This is a genomic window from Minwuia sp. IMCC3060 (assembly GCF_029909435.1).
Lineage (GTDB): Bacteria > Pseudomonadota > Alphaproteobacteria > Minwuiales > Minwuiaceae > Minwuia.
This window is the reverse complement of the sequence record NZ_CP123782.1, coordinates 1,990,400-2,010,956: the sequence shown is the minus strand read 5'-3', so window position 1 is coordinate 2,010,956 and position 20,557 is coordinate 1,990,400. Positions and strand designations below refer to the sequence as shown.

13 protein-coding genes and 1 pseudogene are annotated in these 20,557 nt (G+C 65.5%); 7 read left to right on the top strand and 7 right to left on the bottom strand.

The window, feature by feature from the left end:
- Window positions 1-10: 10 nt before the first annotated feature.
- Together QGV54_RS09410 and QGV54_RS09405 are read right to left on the bottom strand one after the other, a co-directional pair.
- Entirely contained in the window at window positions 11-1,012 is a 1,002-nt protein-coding gene (locus tag QGV54_RS09410) for a C45 family peptidase (RefSeq protein WP_281017094.1), read from the bottom strand.
- A 74-nt stretch (window positions 1,013-1,086) separates the two neighbouring features.
- Window positions 1,087-1,650 (bottom strand): annotated as a pseudogene (locus QGV54_RS09405) (biotin carboxylase); the annotation flags it as partial.
- Between the two features lie 283 nt (window positions 1,651-1,933).
- Between QGV54_RS09405 and QGV54_RS09400 the strand changes: the two are divergent.
- The gene (locus tag QGV54_RS09400; RefSeq protein WP_281017096.1) at window positions 1,934-3,268 is read left to right on the top strand and encodes an aspartate aminotransferase family protein; all 1,335 of its coding nucleotides are present in this window, start codon (window positions 1,934-1,936) and stop codon (window positions 3,266-3,268) included.
- A 64-nt stretch (window positions 3,269-3,332) separates the two neighbouring features.
- Entirely contained in the window at window positions 3,333-4,577 is a 1,245-nt protein-coding gene (locus QGV54_RS09395; RefSeq protein ID WP_281017097.1) for a thiolase family protein, read from the top strand.
- A gap of 1 nt (window position 4,578) precedes the next feature.
- Here QGV54_RS09395 and QGV54_RS09390 read toward each other — a convergent pair whose 3' ends face one another.
- Window positions 4,579-5,106, bottom strand: coding sequence for a gamma carbonic anhydrase family protein (locus QGV54_RS09390; RefSeq protein ID WP_281017098.1), 528 nt, complete (start codon window positions 5,104-5,106; stop codon window positions 4,579-4,581).
- 121 nt (window positions 5,107-5,227) lie between these two features.
- Here QGV54_RS09390 and QGV54_RS09385 point away from each other — a divergent pair, with 121 nt between their 5' ends.
- On the top strand, window positions 5,228-5,557 hold the full coding sequence (locus tag QGV54_RS09385) for a multidrug efflux SMR transporter (RefSeq protein WP_281017099.1): 330 nt from the start codon (window positions 5,228-5,230) through the stop codon (window positions 5,555-5,557).
- A gap of 40 nt (window positions 5,558-5,597) precedes the next feature.
- Here QGV54_RS09385 and QGV54_RS09380 read toward each other — a convergent pair whose 3' ends face one another.
- Together QGV54_RS09380 and QGV54_RS09375 are read right to left on the bottom strand one after the other, a co-directional pair.
- Window positions 5,598-6,299 carry a hypothetical protein gene (locus QGV54_RS09380; protein ID WP_281017100.1) on the bottom strand — a complete coding sequence of 234 codons (702 nt, stop codon included), beginning with the start codon at window positions 6,297-6,299 and terminating at the stop codon, window positions 5,598-5,600.
- A 3-nt stretch (window positions 6,300-6,302) separates the two neighbouring features.
- Complete coding sequence (locus QGV54_RS09375; RefSeq protein ID WP_281020141.1) at window positions 6,303-8,930, bottom strand: valine--tRNA ligase; 2,628 nt, start codon at window positions 8,928-8,930, stop codon at window positions 6,303-6,305.
- A gap of 150 nt (window positions 8,931-9,080) precedes the next feature.
- Here QGV54_RS09375 and QGV54_RS09370 point away from each other — a divergent pair, with 150 nt between their 5' ends.
- The 4 genes from QGV54_RS09370 to tldD all read left to right on the top strand — a co-directional run bounded on the left by QGV54_RS09370 (window position 9,081) and on the right by tldD (window position 15,226).
- Window positions 9,081-11,843, top strand: a complete 2,763-nt coding sequence (locus QGV54_RS09370) for an ATP-dependent DNA helicase (protein ID WP_281017102.1) — start codon at window positions 9,081-9,083, stop codon at window positions 11,841-11,843.
- 40 nt (window positions 11,844-11,883) lie between these two features.
- A complete protein-coding gene (locus QGV54_RS09365; RefSeq protein ID WP_281017103.1) occupies window positions 11,884-12,300 on the top strand; it encodes a tellurite resistance TerB family protein in 417 nt (138 codons plus the stop codon).
- Window positions 12,301-12,463: 163 nt separating this feature from the next.
- Entirely contained in the window at window positions 12,464-13,699 is a 1,236-nt protein-coding gene (locus QGV54_RS09360) for an AMP-binding protein (protein WP_281017104.1), read from the top strand.
- Window positions 13,700-13,795: 96 nt separating this feature from the next.
- Window positions 13,796-15,226: a metalloprotease TldD gene (tldD, locus tag QGV54_RS09355; RefSeq protein WP_281017105.1), complete on the top strand. Its 1,431-nt coding sequence runs from the start codon at window positions 13,796-13,798 to the stop codon at window positions 15,224-15,226.
- A gap of 258 nt (window positions 15,227-15,484) precedes the next feature.
- Here the strand turns inward: tldD and QGV54_RS09350 are convergent, their stop codons facing one another.
- Both QGV54_RS09350 and gor read right to left on the bottom strand, forming a co-directional pair.
- On the bottom strand, window positions 15,485-19,009 hold the full coding sequence (locus tag QGV54_RS09350; protein ID WP_281017106.1) for an indolepyruvate ferredoxin oxidoreductase family protein: 3,525 nt from the start codon (window positions 19,007-19,009) through the stop codon (window positions 15,485-15,487).
- Between the two features lie 130 nt (window positions 19,010-19,139).
- Window positions 19,140-20,492: a glutathione-disulfide reductase gene (gor, locus tag QGV54_RS09345; protein ID WP_281017107.1), complete on the bottom strand. Its 1,353-nt coding sequence runs from the start codon at window positions 20,490-20,492 to the stop codon at window positions 19,140-19,142.
- Between the last annotated feature and the right edge of the window lie 65 nt (window positions 20,493-20,557).

Here is a 20,557-nt window from a genome sequence, read left to right as displayed (position 1 = left end):
GCCTGTCGGCTCATGTGCTTCTAGTCGCGCCCGGCAAGGCAGCGTCCGGCAGGCGGACGGAGGCATTGCCCTCCTGAAAGTTGCGCATCTCCAGCTTCCAGGTCTTGCCGGGCCAGTGCAGGGTCAACCGCCGCTGCCGCCCCTCGTAGACAGCCGTATAGAGTGTGCCGAAACCCTGGTTGAAGGCGACGGAATAAAGTGGCGGTCGCAGGAAGGCGGATACAAAGCGGTTCGCCGATTCCACGTGCAGGGTCAGGCGCTGCAGCAGGAAGCGTTCGCGTTCCACGGTTGCGGTGAAACGGGCATGGCTGGCCCATTCGACCTTCTCCTGATGGTTCGTGGCGACGGCGGCATGGGTGACGATGGCCGGACGGTCGGGTGCCATGTGGACAGTGACGTAGTTCCGTTTCGCATCCATTGCAGTGACGTTGTAACTCATGTGCGTGGGGATGCGTGCCAGGGCCGCGCCTGCCTCGTCCGCCGTGTTGCAGGTCTGCAGGACGTAGCGCAGGATCAGCGGCACACCGAAGCCGTCGCCGACCACCTGCCGGCCGCCGAATGTCAGGGACAGGGCCAGTCCGGCGTCATTGATGCCATCAACCAGCCCGAACAGTCCGTCCGTCATGCCCATGACCGTCCGCCCCTGCCATTCCGTCCGCAGGATCGTGCCGTCGAAAGCATAGGGACTGTAGTCGTAGTTGCGCACCAGCACTGGCCGTCCGCCGGGCCAGATCGCCTGGCTGCAGCCGGAGAGATAGGGGGGAGGGCAGTAATAGCTGAGGAAACGGGCCTGGTCGTCCTTGCCGCCTGCCACCTCCACCAGTTCCTCGTACAGCGGCACGATCTCCGGCATGTGGGTGCGCATGGCATCCAGCCCTTCGAGCCATGTCGGGCGCGCAGCCGCACCCGACCCGGCCCACCACTTGCGGTAGTTCGGCCAGTATTCGCGGAAGAGGCCGCCCCAGACAGGGCCTGGTTGGGCCTCCGCCCGTGCCCGGAACGTCAGCAGCATGCCGTTGCATATCCTCCCGATATACGTCGTGAGCGCGCGGGCGCGGGGTCAGGGACACCGCGCCCGGACCGGTCCTACATGATCTTGAAGGCGGGGTCCGACAGCTCCGGTCCCGGCTCCGCCGCCGGCAGGGGCCTGGCGGAGAAGCTCGACTTGATGCCGTCGATCCACTGCTTCGACCGGGGCGTCAGCCGGAACCGGTTGTTCATCGACCGGCCACGGGTCACCAGGATGCCCAGGTCCGCGCCTTCGTAGCGATAGTCGCCCGGCTTCAGGATACGCAGGAAGAAGGCTTCCCGGTCGCTCTCCACCGCGCGGCGGTGATAGTCGAAGCGGTCGAAGACGACGGAACCGTCATCCAGCATCTTGTAGATGCCGGACTCCGGCGCCTCGGTCAGGATGTCGACCGTGTCCTCGGTGTGCTTGATGACCATCTGGCTCCAGGAATCGATCATGTCGGGATCGGAGGACCAGCGTGCGTTCAGCTCCTCCACATCCAGTTCGAACTCCTTGCCGGAGAATTCCAGCAGGTGGAACAGGAACAGCGGCGCATCCGCGTGGGCGAAGGCGGCGTAGTTGGTCATCGACGACGCACCGGTGATGCGCGGGTTCAGTTCGCCCAGATAGATCTCGCCGGTGCCGACGGTGACAAATTTCTCTTCCGCCATTGCCGTCGTGGCACAAACGGCAACTGCCGCTGCTGCTGCCAGCATCTTGATGGATTTCATCGCTTTTCGCTCCCTGTATTTGGATGAGCGCGATTATTTGCCCTGTCAATCATTCGTTGATTGCCACTGAGCTGGTTTCATTGTGACGAGAATGCGGGCATCCGCAAGGTGAGCCCCTGAATGCTGGAAAAACAGGCAATTGCGGCGCAAGGTGGCGCCTGTCGACAAGAGTTCCGAAACCTGGAGAGCTGTCATGAGTCATGTCTTCCCGCGCCATACGGCCTTCAGTCCCCCGGTCGCGGTTGCCGGCGACGGCTGCTGGATCATTGACCGGGACGGCAAGCGATACCTGGACGGGTCGGGCGGGGCGGCGGTTTCCTGCCTTGGCCATTCCGACGCGAAGGTGATCGAGGCTGTGCGGGCGCAGATGGGCGCATTGCCTTTTGCACACTCCGGTTTCTTCACCTCTGACGCTGCGGAGCGGGTGGCCGACCGACTGGCCGCCGAAGCACCCGGCGACCTGGATCACGTCTATCTGGTCTCCGGCGGGTCGGAAGCCGTCGAGGCCTCCATCAAGATGGCGCGGCAGTATTTCGTCGAGATCGGGCAACCGCAGCGCCATCACATCGTCGCCCGCTGGCAGAGCTATCACGGCAACACGCTGGGCGCGCTTTCTGCCGGGGGCAACCGCTGGCGGCGCGGGCTGTATGAGCCACTGCTGATCGGCATGTCCCATATCTCGCCCTGTTACGCCTATCGCGGGCAGGAAGCGGGGGAGAGCGAGACAGACTACGGCCTGCGCATCGCGGATGAACTGGAGGCGGAGATCCAGCGGCTGGGGCCGGAGACCGTCGCAGCCTTCATCGCGGAACCTGTCGTTGGCGCAACCATGGGAGCGGTCCCCGCTGTCGATGGCTACTTCCGCCGTATCCGTGAGATCTGCGACCGCCACGGCGTCCTGTTCATCGCCGATGAGGTCATGTGCGGCATGGGACGCTGCGGGGCGCTGTTCACGTCCGATCAGGAGGGGGTGGTGCCCGACATCATTGCCGTCGCCAAGGGGCTGGGGGCCGGTTATCAGCCGGTGGGGGCGGCAATCGTCAGCGCCCGTGTCTACCAGGCGTTCGTCGACGGGACAGGCTTCTTCCAGCATGGACACACCTACATGGGGCATCCGGCAGCATCCGCTGCGGCGGATGCGGTGCTCTCGCGGCTGATCGACGACGGGTTGGTCGATGGTGTCGCCGCGAAGGGCGAGAAGCTGGCCGACGCGCTGCATCAGGCCTTCGGCCAGCATCCGCATGTGGGCGATATCCGGGGACGGGGTCTGTTCCGCGCCATCGAGATCGTGCGGGACCGGGAAACGAAGGAACCGTTCGACCCGGCGCTTGGCCTCAATGGCCGTATCAAGCGGCTGGCGCAGGACGCGGGGCTGATCTGCTACCCCGGCGGCGGAACGATTGACGGGCGCAACGGGGACCACGTGCTGCTCGCGCCACCTTTCATCATTTCCGATGCCGAGATCGGGACACTGGTCGACCGGCTGGCGGCCTCCGTCGGGAAGGCACTGGCCGCGGTCAAAGCCTGACCCTTTTCGCGTTGCACTCTGATGCTATGCTTCTTCGGCAATCACCTGGGGAGGATGAACCGCAATGACCAATGTCCATGTTGTCGGTATCGGCATGACGCCGTTCGGGCGTTTTCTCGATACATCCGTCAAGCAACTGACCGCCATGGCCGTGAACGAGGCACTGGCCGACTGCGACCTGCAGCCCGGTGATGTGGAGGCCGCCTGGTTCTCCAATACGACGCAGGGGGTGCTGGAGGGGCAGTATCTGGTGCCGGGCGAGATCGCGCTCAGGGAAATGGGCTTCCAGGGCATTCCGATGTCCAACGTGGAGAACGCCTGCGCCAGTGCGTCGACCGCCTTCAACGCGGCCTACACGGCGATCAGGGCAGGACAGTGCGACATTGCTCTCGCGGTCGGGTCGGACAAGATGTACCACGCCGACAAGGCCCGCAGCTTCGAGATCTTCGACGGGGCCATCGACGTGCATGACCGGGAAGCCACGTTCGAGAGGCTGAACCGGCTGGGGCAGGGGGTGGAACCCCCCGCCGATGCCAACCTGCCGAACGGCCAGCGCAGTCCCTTCATGGATGTCTACGCAAGCTGGGCCAAGTTCCACATGAAGACATTCGGCACCACGCAAAGGCATCTGGCCGCCGTCGCCTCGAAGAACCACCAGCATTCCACCCTGAACCCGAAGTCGCAGTACCGCGACGCGGTGAGCATCGAGGAAGTGCTGGCCGCGCGTCCGGTCTCCTGGCCGCTGACCCTGCCCATGTGCTCCCCCATCTCCGACGGTGCGGCGGCGGCCATTCTGGTGTCCGATGCGGTGCTTGACCGTTTCACCCGCTCCCGTGCCGTGCGGGTCGCGGCCTCCGTGCTCGGCACCGGCATCGACCGGGAGCCGGAGGACATGGAGAACCACATCACCCGCCGCACCGCGAACCGCGCCTATGCGCAGGCCGGGTTCGGGCCGGAAGTGATCGACGTCGCCGAAGTCCATGATGCCACCGCCATGGGTGAGATCCAGCAGGTCGAGAACCTGGGGCTGGTGCCCTTCGGTGATGGCGGCCGGGCGGCGGAACGTGGCGACACGGCGCTTGGTGGCCGCATCCCGGTCAATCCCTCCGGCGGTCTGGAATCAAAGGGCCACCCGATCGGCGCTACCGGCCTCGGCCAGCTCGCCGAACTGGTCGCCCAGTTGCGCGGCGAAGCCGGTCCGCGCCAGGTCGAAGGCGCCCGTCACGCCATCGCCGAGAACGGCGGCGGCGTCTACAGGTTCGAGGAAGCCGTCTGCGCCGTGACCGTGCTGGCCGGGCCGGGGAACTGACCTAGTCCTGCTGCGTCCTGTATTCCGCCGCCAGCTCGGCATAATGCGCCGCGCCGCCTGCGATCATGGCGCGTTCGCGGTCGGTGAGGGTGCGGATGGGTTTGGCGGGCCAGCCGGCCCATAGTTCGTCCTTGCGGGCGATCTTGCCGGGCGGCAGGAAGGCGCCTGCGGCGACCATGGCGCCGGTCTCGATGACGCATTCGTCCATGATGACGGCGCTCATCCCGACGAAGGACCGGTCCTGGATCTCGCAGCCATGCAGCATGACCTTGTGGCCGACCAGCACATCCTCCCCCACCAGCGTGGGGAAGTCGCCGCTGTTCACATGGATCACCGTGCCGTCCTGGATGTTGGAGCGGGCGCCGATGCGGATGTGGCAGACGTCGCCCCGCAGCACGCAGTTGAACCAGACGCTGGCACGGTCCGCGACCTCCACATCGCCGATCAGCCGGGCGCCGGGCGCAATGAAGGCCGTGTCGGCGATCTTCGGGCTCTTGCCCCGAAAGGGATAGCTGCTGCCACGCTCCATCACGCAATTCCTTCTGTGGTCATCTGATGCCCGGTTCCGCAAGCGGACCCTTGCCACAGGGGTAGTTCAGGCGCACACCGGCAGGCAACCGCAAATCTGCGGGGCAGCAGAGAGGTCAGCCATGCATTACCTGTATCTGGTCATCGCGATCGTCGGGGAGGTTGCGGGCACCAGCACGCTGAAGGCGACGGAGGGATTCACGAAGCTCGGCCCCACGGTGCTGACGCTCGGCTTCTACGGGCTGGCCTTCTTCATGCTCAGTCTGGCGCTGGACCGCTTTCCGATCGGGGTGCTCTATGCTGTCTGGTCAGGCCTCGGGATCGTGCTGATCGCCGGATTCGGCTGGATCGTGCATGGGGAACGGCTGGACCTGCCCGCATTGCTCGGTCTGGGGCTGATCCTGGCCGGTGTGCTGACGATTCACCTGTTCTCCGACACCGCGACCCACTGAACGGGACGTGGCCTGCCGGGACCTGTTCGGCCAGCCCGGGCTACTCGATCAGATCGGTGCTGTGGGTGAAGCCGCCCTTGCCGTCGGGCTGAAAGTCGACCTGAACCGTCAGGTACTTCGCGCAGAGCCGTACCAGCCAGTATTCGCGCCATTTCTGCCGGGCGATGGGCTCCTTTTCCGTGCCATCGAGAAATCCAACGACGACGGTATCGACAATGTCACGCTGACCCGAGGGGCATTCCTTGCCCATCCGGGCGTTGGCAATGTCCACGACCGGCCGGCTGGCGGCGATCTGCATTTCCACGCTTGCCCGCGTGTTGCCGGGCAGCAGGGATGTCAGTTGGGGGGCGCCGTCCGGTCGTGCCGTGACCAGAACGTTGTGAATCACGGGTTCATTGCAGCGTTCGATGCTGATCTGTTCCCGCCATTCTCCCCAGATGGGCCAGAGTGTACCGGCCTTGAAGACCGGCTTCACGCGCACGCGCAGTTCGCGGCGATTGGCATTCTTCAGCACCTGGATGCATTCGGGCGCGATCTGCTGTTCGACCAGGTCGATCTGCTCACCCAGTGCATTCACGTAGTCGGGGTCTGCCAGAAAGACCCGGAACGGCTCCTGCCACTCATCGGCACCCTGTGCCTGATTGCCCGGTGCCTGACTGTCCTGTGCCTGAGCGACCGCCCCTGAGAGCAGCACCGCGACCGTGATTGCGACAGCAGTTGCAACGCGCGACAGGAGCGGCATGGCTCAGGCTGCGGGCAGGCGGCCCAGTGCCGCCTCCAGCTTGGTCTTTGCCGCCTCGGCCTCGGCCTGGCGTTCCCGCTCCTGCTCCACCACATGCTCTGGCGCACGGGAAACGAATTTCTCGTTCGCCAGCTTCTTCGCAATACGGTCGATCTCCGCGTCCAGCTTCCCGATTTCCTTGTTCAGCCGCGTCCTCTCGGCATCGACGTCGATGGCGCCGGTCAGCGGCAGCACGACCCGCGCCCCGTCGACGACGATCTCCGACGCGCCGCCCGGCATGGTCTCGCTGATGCCTGACAGGCGCGCGAGACGGGACACCAGTTCCCAGTTGCTGTCGATCCAGCCTCTGCGGGTGGCGTCCAGGTCCGGGAAATGTGCCTCCAGCTCGGCCTTTGGCGGCACGTTGGTCTCTGCGCGTGCGGAGCGGATCTCGGAGATCAGTTCGATGACGAAACCGAATTCCTTCGCGGCGTCGGCGTTCTGCAGGTCCTGCTGCGGCCAGGCGGTGGTGGAAATGGAGCCTTCGCCGCCCATCTGCTGAAACAGTTCCTCCGACACGAAAGGCGCGAAGGGGTGCAGCATCGTCAGGATGCGCTGCAGGACCCAGGCGGCAGTTGCGCGGGTCTCACCGGCAACATCGGGGTCGTTGGCCCGCAGCAGGGGCTTCGCGAACTCCAGATACCAGTCGCAGAACAGGTTCCAGGTGAAACGATAGATACCGTTTGCCGCCTCGTTGAAACGAAAGGCCTCCAGTTCCCGGTCGATGGTGGCCGCCGCTTCCGACAGCGCCCCGACGATCCAGCGGTTCACCGGCTGCTGCAGGTTCGACGGATCATAGTCCGGCGCAACCGCGCATTCGTTCATCTCGCAGAATCGCGCGGCATTCCAGATCTTCGTGGTGAAGTTGCGGTAGCCCGCGACACGCTGTTCGGACAGCTTGATGTCGCGCCCCTGCGCCGCCATCGCCGCCAGCGTGAACCGCAGCGCGTCCGCGCCATATTCCTCGATCAGTTCCAGCGGATCGATGACGTTGCCCTTCGACTTCGACATCTTCTGGCCCTTCTCGTCGCGGACCAGAGCGTGGATATAGACCGTGTGGAACGGCACTTCCTTCATGAAGTGCATGCCGAACATCATCATCCGGGCAACCCAGAAGAAGATGATGTCGAAGCCGGTGATCAGGACGTCCGTCGGATAGTGCCTGGCCAGTTCCGGTGTCTCCTCCGGCCAGCCGAGGGTCGAGAACGGCCAGAGCGCGGAGCTGAACCAGGTGTCGAGCACATCCTCGTCACGGGTCAGTTCGACCGTCTTGCCATAATGCGCATCGGCAAGCGTCTGCGCCTCCGCCGCGTCATAGGCGACGAAGACCTCGCCATCCGGGCCGTACCAGGCCGGGATCTGGTGTCCCCACCAGAGCTGGCGGGAGATGCACCAGGGGCGGATGTTGCGCATCCACTCGAAGTAGGTGTTCTCCCAGTTCTTCGGCACGAACTGGACGCGCCCGTCCTCCACGGCCTCGATGGCCGGGCGGGCGAGGGTCTCGGCATCCGCGTACCACTGGTCGGTCAGCCATGGCTCGATGACCACACCGGAGCGGTCGCCGAAGGGAACCGTGTGCGTGATCTCCTCGATCCGCTCCAGCAGGCCCAGCGCGTCCAGGTCGGCAATGACCTTCGCCCGCGCCGCGAAACGTTCCATGCCCTGATAGGCTTCCGGCACGTTCTCGTTCAGGTGCGCATGGGCATCCAGGATGTTGATCATCTCCAGATCGCAGCGCTTGCCGACCTCGAAGTCATTGAAGTCATGCGCCGGGGTGATCTTGACCGCGCCGGAACCCTGTTCGGGGTCGGCATATTCGTCGGCAACGATGGGGATGCGGCGACCGACCAGCGGCAGGATGACGAACTTGCCGACCAGGTCCCTGTAGCGTTCGTCGTCCGGGTGAACCGCGACGCCTGTATCCCCCAGCATGGTCTCCGGACGCGTGGTGGCGACGGTGATGAAGGTGCCTTCCTGACCCTCGACCGGATAGCGGAAGTGCCACATGTGCCCCTTCTGCTCGGCGCTCTCGACCTCCAGGTCGGAGATCGCCGTCAGCAGTTTCGGGTCCCAGTTGACCAGCCGCTTGTCGCGGTAGATCAGATTGTCGCGGTACAGCTCGACAAAGACCTTGGTGACGGCGGCGGACAGCCCTTCATCCATGGTGAAGCGCTCACGGCTCCAGTCACAGGACGCGCCGAGGCGGCGAAGCTGGTTGGTGATGGTGCCCCCGGATTCCGCCTTCCATTCCCAGACCTTGTCGACGAAGGTCTCGCGGCCCAGGTCGTGGCGGCTGATGCCATCAGCGCCCAGCATCCGCTCCACCACCATCTGCGTGGCGATGCCTGCATGGTCGGTGCCCGGCTGCCAGAGCGCGTCGCGGCCCTTCATCCGGTGCCAGCGCATCAGGATGTCCTGCAACGTGTTGTTCAGCGCATGGCCCATGTGCAGGCTGCCGGTCACGTTCGGCGGCGGAATCACGATGGTGAAGGGCGCGCCGTCATTGCGTCCCGCCTGGAACAGGCCACCCTGTTCCCAACTCTCGTAAAGCCGCTGCTCGACCTCCTGGGGCCGATATGTCTTGTCCAGCATTGCCGAACCTTATGTCTGAAACGTTGAATCCGTTGATTGACCTCCCGACGGGAGGCCACGCGCGGGCTAGCTCTAGGCACGGTCGCGGGACAGGTCAAGCGCAGCCGCTTGCGCGTCCCCCTGCAGGCCCGGCGTGGATATAGTCCAGCGATGAACACGCGCGATTCGGAAATCATGATGCCGGACTGTCCCGCCGTCGCCCTGAGTGGCCGCGGGATCGTGCGTGTCAGCCCCGACGGGGAGATCGAGACGCTGGATTCCCGTGCCGCTGGTGCCGCGCTGACCGGCGATGCGCCGATGCTGGTGAACATGCCCGCCGTGGCGCGCAGGCTGGGGGTCGCGACCTTCGCGGCCTATGACCTGCTGGAACTCTTCGCCTTTGCCCGGCCCGGCACCTTCTGCCTGCCCACGGCGGACGGGCTGATGCGCGCGCTGGACCTGCCCGCACTCGGGATGCCGCCCGACCCGTCGCAACTGTTCGAGGCGGCGGCACTTATGCTGCACGATCTCTCCCTGACCCCTGATGCGCGCCGCGACACCACCGCGATGCTGGCACAGGCCATGGCCGATGGCGGCTGGTCTTGGGCGCAGCCGGTCCTGCGCGCGCTGGGTGTCACGGCGGGGAAGGGGCGGTTCCGGGGACTGGACGCCTGGTCGCGGGTGGCCGACTTCCCCGATCTGGCACCTCTGCCGCCCGCGGGACATGCGCCGGTCGAACCCGTCGAGGCGCTGGACCGCCTGCGCCAGATGCTGGACGTGGGCGCGGAGGACCGGCAGTCGCAACAGCAGTATGCCACCCGCGCCACCATGGCCTTCGCGCCGCGCGAACGCATCGATGAGCCGCATGTGGTGCTGGCGGAGGCCGGGACAGGCACCGGCAAGACGCTCGGTTACGTGGCCCCGGCATCGGTCTGGGCGGAGAAGAATGGCGGCACCGTCTGGCTGTCGACCTATACCAAGAACCTGCAGCGCCAACTGGATCAGGAACTGGACCGGCTCTACACCGATCCGAATGTCAAGGCGGAGAAGGCGGTGATCCGCAAGGGCCGGGAGAACTATCTCTGCCTGCTGAATTTCCAGGAAGCCGTGCAGGGCGGCGCGGCGCGGCGGGCCGACATCGTGCCGCTGGCCCTGATGGCGCGCTGGATCGAGGTGACACGTGACGGTGACCTGGGGGGCGGCGACTTTCCGGCCTGGCTGGTCACCCTGTTCGGCACGCAGCGCACCGTGGCGCTGGCGGACCGGCGCGGGGAGTGTGTGTTCTCTGCCTGTGACCACTATCGGCGCTGTTTCATCGAGAATTCGCGCAGACGCTCGGAACGGGCGGAGATCGTCATCGCCAACCACGCGCTGGTACTGATCCGCGCCGTGCAGCAGGCGGCGGAGGAACAGCGGGCAGGGCGCTATGTCTTCGATGAGGGGCATCACCTGTTCGACGCCGCCGACAGCGCCTTCGCTGCCGAGCTGTCGGGGCAGGAGGCGGCGGAGTTGCGCCGCTGGATCCGGGGGGCGGAGGATGGTGCGCGTGGCCGCGCGCGCGGCCTGACCCGCCGCATCCAGGATCTGATCGTCGGCGACGACGCGGCCGTTGCGGCACTGGATCATGCCACCCACGCCGCGCGTGTCCTGCCGGCCTTCGACTGGCAGACGCGGCTGCGGGGCGAGAACCCGAGCGGTCCGACGGAGCAGTTCCTTGCCGTGGTCCGCCAGCAGGTCAGGGCGCGGGCGGCGCACCCCGACGATGTCTATGGCCTGGAATGCGAGACCGACCCGCCGGTCGACGGACTGGTCGAGGCCTCGGCCCGGCTGGTGCGGGCGCTGGAGGAGCTGCGGGCACCGCTGAAGGAACTGCGCCAGATCCTGCTCGACCGGCTGGATGACGAGGCGGATGAACTGCCGAGCGGGGAGAGGATGCGGATCGAGGCGGCGGTAAGCGGCCTGGATTATCGTGCGGGCAACCTGCTGACGGCCTGGATCTCCATGCTGCAGGGGCTGGGCGGTCCACGGCCGGAGGGCTTTGTCGACTGGTTCGCCCTGCGCCGTATTGCGGGGCGGGAGGCGGATGTGGCCTATCACCGGCATCTGGTCGATCCGATGCAGGCCTTTGCGGAGGTGGTGCTGAAACCGGCCCATGGTGTGGTGATCACCTCGGCAAGCCTGCGGGACCGCTCGGAGGGCGATGACTGGGCCACGGCAGAGGCACGGACGGGGCTGCGCCACCTGGTGCAACCGGCGGAGCGGATCAGTGTCCCGTCGCCGTTCGACTATGCCAGGCAGACACGCATCCTGGTGGTGCGCGATGTGCGCCGTGACCGGGTGGACGAGATCTCCGCCGCCTATCGGGAACTGTTCCTGGCGGCGGGCGGTGGCGCGCTGGGCCTGTTCACCGCGATCCGGCGGCTGCGAGCGGTGCATGAACGGTTGCTGGACCCGCTGGAGGATCAAGGCATCCCGCTCTATGCCCAGCATGTCGATCCCATCGACACACCGACGCTGGTCGACATCTTCCGCGCCGAGCAGGATTCCTGTCTGCTGGGGACCGATGCGGTGCGCGACGGCGTGGATGTTCCGGGGCGGTCACTGCGTCTGATCGTCTTCGACCGTGTGCCCTGGCCGCGTCCCGACATCATGCACAAGGCCCGGCGGGAGGCGTTCGGCAAGGGCGCGCATGACGACATGCTGACCCGTCTGAAGCTGAAACAGGCGTTCGGGCGGCTGTTGCGTCAGCGCGGTGACCGGGGTGTCTTCGTCATGCTGGACCCGCGCCTGCCGACGCGGCTGTGCGACGCCTTTCCCTCCGATGTCGAGGTGTCGCGTGTCGGACTGGCAGAGGCGGTGGCTGAAACACGTGACTTCCTGGCCGCCGAGCGGGAAAGACACGCGCGGGCCATGGACGACGGCAGCCTGACCTGACAGATTACCGGCTCAGAACATTCCATGGAGCCTGCAGCCGATGTCCGAAAAGATGAGCCCCCACAGCGCCCTGATTCACGTGATGGTGCTGGTGGCCTGCGCCGACAAGGAAATGGCGGAGCAGGAGGTCATCCTGATGAGCGAGATGATCCGTATCCTGCCGATCTTCCGCAATTACAGCGTGGATGACGCACTGGCCCGCGATGCGGAAAGCTGCCTTGGCTACCTGGAGAAGGAAGATGGTGTCGATCTGCTGATGCAGGACGTCGCCGCCGCGCTGCCGCCGCGTCTGGGCGAGACGGCCTATGCGCTGGCCTGTGATGTGGCGGCGGCCGACGGGGAGGTCAGCCAGGTCGAACTGGAGATCCTGATGATCATTCGCCAGACCCTTGGCGTCGGACGTCTGCCCGCCGCCGCCATCGAACGCGGCGCCCGCGCCCGCGCCATGACGCTGTAGAGACTGTTTGCTGACTGTTCCGTCCCTCTCCCCCACCCGGCCACCCACGGGAGTATCCTTATCAGGTGGGGCCGGGTGGGGGAGAGGGACGGAACAGTCAGAGGACAAACCGACAGAACGGTGGCACAGTCCGCAATTGGAACGCATTCCTGGGGAGGGAACCATGGCTGAGCATTTCGACGAACTGGAAACCCGCGATCCGGAGCAGCGGGAAACCGAACTGATGGCTGCATTGCCGGGGCAGGTGGCGCTGGCCAAGACCAACAGCAGCTTCTTCGGCAAGCTCTATGCGGACATCGATCCGATGGCCATCACCTCGCGGGAGGCCCTGCAGCAGCTTCCGGTGATCCGCAAGCCGGACGTGCAGGATGCCCAGAACGCGGAACCCCCCTTCGGTGGGCTGAATGCCGTGCCGGTCGGCGACATGGCGCATGTCTACATGTCACCGGGACCGATCTTCGAACCGGACGGGGTGCAGCGCGACCACTGGCGCTATGCCCGCGCGCTCTATGCCGCCGGATTCCGTCGCGGCGACATTGTCCACAATACCCTGTCGTATCACCTGACCCCTGCGGGCATGCTGGTGGAGACCGGTTGCCGGGCCATTGGCTGCGCCGTCTTTCCGGGCGGTGTCGGCAATACGGAGATGCAGGTGGATGCCATCGAACGGCTGAAGCCCACCGCCTATGCCGGCACGCCGTCGTTCCTGCGCATCCTGCTGGAAAAGGCCGACGAGATGGGCCGCGACAGTTCCTCCTACCGCAAGGCGTCGGTGGGCGCGGAGCCGCTGCCGCCGTCGCTGCGGCAATGGTTCGAGGACCGGGGCATCCAGACCACCCAGGGCTATGGCACCGCCGATGTCGGCCTGATTGCCTATGAGTCGCTGCCCGTCGAGGGGATGCTGCTGGACGAGGGACTGATCCTGGAGATCTGCCGCCCCGGCACCGGGGAGCCTGTCGCGGAAGGCGAGGTGGGCGAGATCGTCGTCACCACCTTCAACCCGATCTATCCGCTGATCCGCTACGGCACCGGCGACATGACCGCCATCCTGCCCGGCACCAGCCCCTGTGGCCGCACCGCGACCCGCATCAAGGGCTGGATGGGCCGCGCCGACCAGTCCTGCAAGGTCCGGGGCATGTTCGTCCATGCCAAGCTGGTGGGGGAGATCGTCGGACGCCATGCTGAGGTGACCAAGGCCCGCTTCGTCATCACCAACCCCGACAACCGCGATCAGATGACCCTGATGGTGGAAGCGGAGAAGGGTGATGCCACGCTGCTGGATGCCGTGAAGCAGTCGGTCACCACCGTGACCAAGCTGCGCGGCGAGGTCGAGATCGTGGCACCGGGCAGCCTGCCCAATGACGGCATCGTCGTGGAGGACGCCCGCACGTTCGACTGACCGTACTGGCGGGGAGAGTGCAACTCTCCCTTTCCGCCTGATGACATTCCCGCAAGGCGGCTTATGTTCAGGAAAGATTTTCAGGCGGAGTACCCCATGTCCGATCTCGCGACCACTTCAGAGCTGTTCTTCACCCGTGCGGGACTGGATCCCGACCGCGCCCGCCGTCAGGTGGGGGAGGCGCTGGAGGGCTGCGACGACGGGGAGCTGTATCTGGAGTACAGCCAATCGGAGATGCTGGCCTTCGACGACGGGCGACTGCGCAACGCAAGCTTCGACACGGCGCAGGGGTTCGGCCTGCGGGCCGTGGCGGATGAGGCGCAGGGCTATGCCCACTCCTCCGAACTGTCGCATGACGCCATCGCGCGGGCCGGGGATACCGTCAGCGCGGTACGGCGCGGCCATCAGGGCACCCTGGCCGATGGCCCGGCGCGCACCAACCGCAGCCTCTATGCCGACGACAATCCGCTGAATGAATTCGACTTCGAGACCAAGGTGAAGCTGCTGCAGGACATCGACGCCTATGCCCGCGATCTGGATTCGCGGGTGCGGCAGGTGACCTGTTCGCTGGCCGGTTCCTGGAAGGCTGTCCGGATCATCCGCCCGGACGGTGCGGAGGTGGGCGATATCCGCCCGCTGGTCCGGCTGAATGTCTCGGTCATGGTCGGCGATGGCGACCGCCAGGAAACCGGCAGTGCCGGAACCGGTGGACGCACCGGCTATGCCGCCTACATCGACCCGACCCGCTGGCAGGGGGAGGTGGACGAGGCCCTGCGTCAGGCGCTGGTCAATCTGGAAAGCGTTGCCGCGCCTGCGGGCGAGCAGACTGTTGTGCTGGGTCCGGGCTGGCCCGGGATCCTGCTGCATGAAGCGATCGGCCACGGGCTGGAAGGCGATTTCAACCGCAAGAAGAGCTCGGTCTTCTCCGGCCTGATGGGACAGCGCGTGGCGGCACCGGGCGTCACCGTCGTCGATGACGGCACGATCCCTGACCGGCGCGGGTCGCTGACCGTCGATGACGAGGGCACACCGAGCAGCCGCACGGTGCTGATCGAGGACGGTATCCTGCGCGGCTACATGCAGGACCGTCTCAACGCGCGCCTGATGGGTGTTGCCGCGACCGGCAATGGCCGCCGCGAGAGCTTCGCCCACATGCCGATGCCGCGCATGACCAACACGGTCATGGAGAATGGTGACCGCGATCCGGCGGAGATTCTGGAGAGCGTGCAGAACGGCATCTATGCCACCAGCTTCGGCGGCGGCCAGGTGGACATCACCTCGGGCAAGTTCGTCTTCACCTGCACGGAGGCCTACCGGATCGAGAACGGCAGGATCGGCGCCCCCGTGAAGGGCGCCACCCTGATCGGCTCCGGCGAGGAAGTGCTGAAGAAGGTTGCCATGATCGGCAACGACATGGCGCTCGACCCCGGCATCGGTACCTGCGGCAAGGCCGGGCAGGGCGTGCCCGTCGGCGTCGGACAGCCGACCCTGCGCATCGATGGCCTGACCGTCGGCGGCACGGGCTGAGGGTGCGCGGGCCGGTGATGCCATCAGACTGCTGCGCGGCACGGGAATAGATCAGACAGAACCGCCGGACTGCTCCTTCCCTCTTGATGGGGGAAGGCCGGGATGGGGGTGAGTCGGCGAAGCCGAACAGGCACCGGCCCATCATCCGATAGCCTCCGGCTTCACCCCCCATCGACCGCTCCGCGGCCACTTCCCCCTCAAGGGGGGAAGCAGCTCAGACCGGGACCAGCGTCAGTCGCTGGCGTGGCCAGCGAACGGTCACTCCGCCGCCTGGGCCTGATCGCCGGAACTCGTGGGCTTGCGGAACAGGCGGAGCAGGTCGGCCTCCCGCTTCTTCGCGCCCTCGATATTGTGTTCCTTGATGTGGCCATAGCCGCGAATGTCCTGCGGCACTTCCGCGATGGCCTTGGCCATGGCGTGGTTGCCCGCTGAGAGCTTCGCGATCAGTTCCGCGACCACCGTCTCGTACTCCGTGATCAGGGCGCGTTCCTGCTTGCGCTCCGCCGTGTAGCCGAAGATGTCGAGACGCGTGCCGCGCAGGCGTTTCAGCCCGGCGAGGACGTGGAACACGGGCATGATCCAGCCGCCAAACTCCATCTTCGACAGCCTGCCGGTCTCCGGGTCCGGCCTGCTGATCAGCGGCGGCGCCAGGTGGAACTTCAGCTTGTAGTCGCCCTCGAACTGGTTCTGCAGCCGACGGCGGAAGGTGCCGTCGGTATAGAGCCGCGCCACCTCGTACTCGTCCTTGTAGGCCAGCAGCTTGTAGTAGTTGCGGGCAACCGCCTCGGCCAGACCGGTGGCGCCGCCACCCTTCTGCTGCTCCGCCTTCTGCACGTCGCGCACCAGCGCCTCGTAGCGGTCGGCATAGGCCTTGTCCTGATAGGCGGTCAGCAGCTTGCGACGGTGGTTGATGATGTCGTCCAGATCGGTGAGCGGCTTGCGGAACGGCAGCACCGAACTGCTGGCCGGCTGTGCCGCGGCCTCGACCGCGTCCAGGTCATGCGCGGCCAGACGCCCCCAGTTGAAGGTCTCCTTGTTCATGCCGACCGCGACACCGTTCAGCTCGATGGCGCGCATCAGGGAGTCGAGACCCACCGGCAACTGCCCGCGCTGGAAGGCATAGCCCAGCATGAACAGGTTGGTGGCGATGGAATCCCCCAGCAGCGCCGTGGCGATGCGGGTGGCGTCAATGAATTCCGTCTGGTTGCCGCCCGCAGCCTCCCGGATCGTGTCCTCCAGCGCGCCGGAGCCGTACTTCATGTCCGGGTTCAGGGTGAAGGCAGCGGTCGGGGCCAGGTGGCTGTTGATGATCGCGCGGGTGCCGCCCTTTTCCATCGTGTCGATGGCATTGTCGGAGGCCGCGACGACCATGTCACAGCCCAGCACCAGGTTGGCCTTGCCGGAGGCGACGCGGACGGCGTGAATGTCCTCCGGCGCGTTGGCGATGCGCACATGGCTCATCACCGCGCCGTTCTTCTGCGCCAGACCGGTATAGTCCAGCACGGACGATCCCTTGCCCTCCAGATGCGCCGCCATGCCCATCAGGGCACCGACGGTCAGCACGCCGGTGCCACCGATGCCGGTGACGACCATGCCGAAGGGCTCGTCCTCCACCGGGGCCTTCTCGGGCATCGGCAGATCGGCAAAGCGATCCTTGGCCGCCGCGCCCTGCTTGCCCATTGATGCAGCCTTCGGCTTGCGCAGCCCGCCGCCATGAATGGTGACGAAGCTGGGGCAGAAGCCGTTCACGCAGGAGAAGTCCTTGTTGCAGGACGACTGGTTGATCTGGCGCTTGCGGCCGAGCTCGGTCTCCGCCGGTTCCACGGAGACGCAGTTGGACGCGACGGAGCAGTCGCCGCAGCCTTCACAGACGTCTTCATTGATCATCACCCGCTTGGCCGGGTCGGGGAAGGTGCCACGCTTGCGCCGCCGCCGCTTCTCCGCCGCGCAGGTCTGGTCATAGATCAGCGCGGTGCAGCCCGGCGTGTCGCGCAGTTCCTTCTGCACGTCATCCAGTTCGCTGCGGTGATAGATGCGAGTGCCTGCGGGGAAGCCCGCATCGCCCGGATACTTGTCCGGTTCGTCGGTCACGACGATCAGCTTCTTCACGCCCTCGGCCCAGACCTGCTGTGCGATCTGCGGCACGGAGAGCTGGCCGTCGTGCGGCTGGCCGCCCGTCATGGCCACGGCGTCATTGTAGAGGATCTTGTAGGTGATGTTGACGCCGGAGGCGACGGCGGCACGGATGGCCAGCAAGCCGGAGTGGAAATAGGTGCCGTCACCCAGGTTGGTGAAGATGTGGTTGTCGGTCACGAACGGGGCCTGGCCGATCCACGGCGTGCCCTCGCCACCCATCTGGGTGAAGGTCTGGGTCTGGCGGTTCATCGACAGCGCCATGAAATGACAGCCGATACCTGCCGTGGCCCGCGACCCCTCCGGCACGCGGGTGGAGGTATTGTGCGGGCAGCCGGAGCAGAAGTAGGGGACACGCTCCAGCTTGTCGCCGGCGTCACGGGTCTCGGCCGCGATCTTCTTCATCCGCTCCTTGGCGTCCAGCTGGTCGATCCGTTCCTCCATCTCCGGATTGCTGTGGAACGGCTTCAGGCGCGCGGCGATGAAACGGGCGATCTCGGCAGGGCTGAGTTCCCCATGGCTGGGGAACAGCCAGTTGCGGTGCTCGTCGAACTTGCCGACGATGCGCGGGCGCACATCCTCGCGCCAGTTGTAGAGCTGTTCCTTCAACTGGTTCTCGATGACGGCGCGCTTCTCCTCGATCACGATGACCTCTTCCAGGCCTTCCGCGAAGTGGCGCGCGCCTTCCGGCTCCAGCGGCCAGGGCATGCCGACCTTGTAGAGGCGGATGCCGATCTCGGCAGCCAGTTCCTCGTCGATGCCCAGATCGTCCAGCGCCTGCATCACGTCCAGATAGGACTTGCCGGTGGTGATGATGCCGATGCGCGGCTTCGGGCTGTCGATCATCGTCTTGTCGATGCCATTGGCGCGGGCGAAGGCCAGGGCGGCGTAGATCTTGTGGCGGTGCAGGCGGTGTTCTTCCTGGAACCGGTCATCGGGCCAGCGGATCGACAGGCCACCCGGCGGCATCTCGAAGTCCGGCTGCCGGATGTTCACGCGATGCGGATCGATATAGACACTCGCAGCACTTTCAACGGTTTCCGAGACACACTTGAACCCGACTGCGAGGCCGGAATAGCGGCTCATGGCCCATCCCAGCAGGCCGAAATCCAGATACTCCTGCACGTTGGAGGGATGCAGCACCGGGATCATGGCGGACATGAAGACATGTTCCGACTGGTGCAGCAGCGTCGATGAAACGCCAGCATGGTCATCGCCTGCGAGAACCAGCACGCCACCGTTCTTCGACATGCCGGCGGAGTTCATGTGCTTCAGCACATCGACAGAGCGATCGACGCCCGGACCCTTGCCGTACCAGATGGCGAAGACCCCGTCATATTTTGCGGTGGCATAGAGGTTGGTCTGCTGCGAACCCCAGACGGAGGTCGCGGCCAGATCCTCGTTCAGGCCCGGCTGGAACCGGATGTGGTTCTTCTCCAGATACTCCTTGGCCTGCCAGAGCTGCTGGTCATAGGTGCCGAGCGGGGAGCCGCGATAGCCGGAAATGAAACAGGCCGTGTTCAGCCCTGTCGCGAGGTCCCGGTTACGCTGCATCATCGGCAGGCGGATCAGGGCCTGCGTGCCGGTGATGAACACGCGGCCTTCTTCCAGTTCGTACTTGTCGTTCAGCGATACCTGGGCGAGGTCCATTCTCTGCGCTCCCGCGGTCAGTGTTTCCGACGTCTCATCAGAAGCTATCTGCCGGGTGACGCAAAGTCAACTATAGGTCAGAAATATTGACCTTTAATTGTAATTTTCTTTCGCCGTGAGAGCCCCCGTTTCAGGCTGCCTTCTCCCGCATCGTCACGAACTCCTCCGCTGCTGTCGGGTGGATGCCGACGGTGCGGTCGAAGTCGCGCTTTGTGGCGCCCATCTTCACTGCGATGGCGATGCCCTGGATGATCTCGCCGGCGTCGGGGCCAACCATGTGCACGCCGAGGACCTTCTGGGTAACGCGGTCGACGATGATCTTCATCATCGTCTTCTCCTCCCGCCCGGTCAGGCTGAGCTTCATCGGGGTGAAGGTGGAGCGGTAGATGTCGATGGTCCCGTGCAGTTCCCGGGCCTGGTCCTCGGTCAGCCCGACAGTACCCACCGGGGGCTGGCTGAAAACGGCGGAAGGGACGTTGGCGTGGTCGCAGGGGGTCGGGTCGTCCAGATACTCCGTGCGGTAGAGCGCCATGGCTTCCTGGATGGCCACCGGGGTGAGGGCGATGCGGTCAGTGACGTCGCCGATGGCCCAGACATTGTCGAGATTGGTCCGGGAATATTCGTCCACCTTGATCGAGCCGTTCGGCGCAAGCTCGACACCGATCTCCTCCAGCCCGATGCCTCCTGTGCGCGGGTGGCGACCGATGGCGAACATGATGCAGTCGGCCTCCAGCGTCGAACCGTCAGTCAGGGTGGCGACCAGGGTCTCGCCCTGTTTCTCGATGGCCGTGATGTTGGTGTTGGTACGCAGATCCACGCCCTTGCGCACGATCTCGGTCGACAGCACGTCGCGCACATCCTCGTCAAAGCCGCGCAGGATCTTCTCGCTGCGATAGATCTGCGTTACCTGCGACCCGAGCCCGTTCATGATCCCCGCGAATTCCACGGCAATGAAGCCGCCGCCGACCACCACGAAACGCTTCGGCAGGTCGGGCAGGAAGAAGACCTCGTTGGATGAAATGGCGTGCTCGATCCCGGGGATCTCCGGCATCGTCGGCCAGCCGCCGGTGGCGACGATGATCCGGTCGGTGGTCACGGTCTCGTTGCCGACCAGGATCGTGTGGCGGTCCACGATCTTCGCCGGGGCCTCGTAGAGCTTCACACCGGCATTGTCGAGCAGGCGGCGGTAGACGTCGTTCAGGCGGCTGATTTCCGTGTTCTTGTTGGCGATCAGGCGGTCCCAGTTGAAGCGGTCGGGCTTCACGTCCCAGCCGAAACCTGCCGCATCCTCGAAATCCTCCGCGAAGTGGCTGGCGAAGACCATCAGCTTCTTCGGCACGCAGCCGACATTGACGCAGGTACCGCCCAGGAACTGCTGCTCCGCAGCCGCGACCCGCGCGCCGGTCGACGCGATCATGCGGGCAGCACGGGTGCCCCCGGAACCAACGCCAATGACGAAGAGGTCGTAATCATAGTTGCTCATGTGCGGGGCTTCCTTGCGGTCGTATCGGTGCGGATGGGTCGGTGTTTCGTTTCAGCAGATAGGCA

What these genes read in the sequence shown, in the direction of transcription:
- gor (WP_281017107.1), bottom strand. Translation starts at nt 20,492, where the DNA reads ATGAGCAACTATGATTACGACCTCTTCGTCATTGGCGTTGGTTCCGGG.
- QGV54_RS09390 (WP_281017098.1), bottom strand. Translation starts at nt 5,106, where the DNA reads ATGGAGCGTGGCAGCAGCTATCCCTTTCGGGGCAAGAGCCCGAAGATC.
- QGV54_RS09350 (WP_281017106.1), bottom strand. Translation starts at nt 19,009, where the DNA reads ATGGACCTCGCCCAGGTATCGCTGAACGACAAGTACGAACTGGAAGAA.
- QGV54_RS09360 (WP_281017104.1), top strand. Translation starts at nt 12,464, where the DNA reads ATGGCTGAGCATTTCGACGAACTGGAAACCCGCGATCCGGAGCAGCGG.
- QGV54_RS09375 (WP_281020141.1), bottom strand. Translation starts at nt 8,930, where the DNA reads ATGCTGGACAAGACATATCGGCCCCAGGAGGTCGAGCAGCGGCTTTAC.
- QGV54_RS09395 (WP_281017097.1), top strand. Translation starts at nt 3,333, where the DNA reads ATGACCAATGTCCATGTTGTCGGTATCGGCATGACGCCGTTCGGGCGT.
- QGV54_RS09400 (WP_281017096.1), top strand. Translation starts at nt 1,934, where the DNA reads ATGAGTCATGTCTTCCCGCGCCATACGGCCTTCAGTCCCCCGGTCGCG.
- QGV54_RS09365 (WP_281017103.1), top strand. Translation starts at nt 11,884, where the DNA reads ATGTCCGAAAAGATGAGCCCCCACAGCGCCCTGATTCACGTGATGGTG.
- tldD (WP_281017105.1), top strand. Translation starts at nt 13,796, where the DNA reads ATGTCCGATCTCGCGACCACTTCAGAGCTGTTCTTCACCCGTGCGGGA.
- QGV54_RS09370 (WP_281017102.1), top strand. Translation starts at nt 9,081, where the DNA reads ATGAACACGCGCGATTCGGAAATCATGATGCCGGACTGTCCCGCCGTC.
- QGV54_RS09385 (WP_281017099.1), top strand. Translation starts at nt 5,228, where the DNA reads ATGCATTACCTGTATCTGGTCATCGCGATCGTCGGGGAGGTTGCGGGC.
- QGV54_RS09380 (WP_281017100.1), bottom strand. Translation starts at nt 6,299, where the DNA reads ATGCCGCTCCTGTCGCGCGTTGCAACTGCTGTCGCAATCACGGTCGCG.
- QGV54_RS09410 (WP_281017094.1), bottom strand. Translation starts at nt 1,012, where the DNA reads ATGCTGCTGACGTTCCGGGCACGGGCGGAGGCCCAACCAGGCCCTGTC.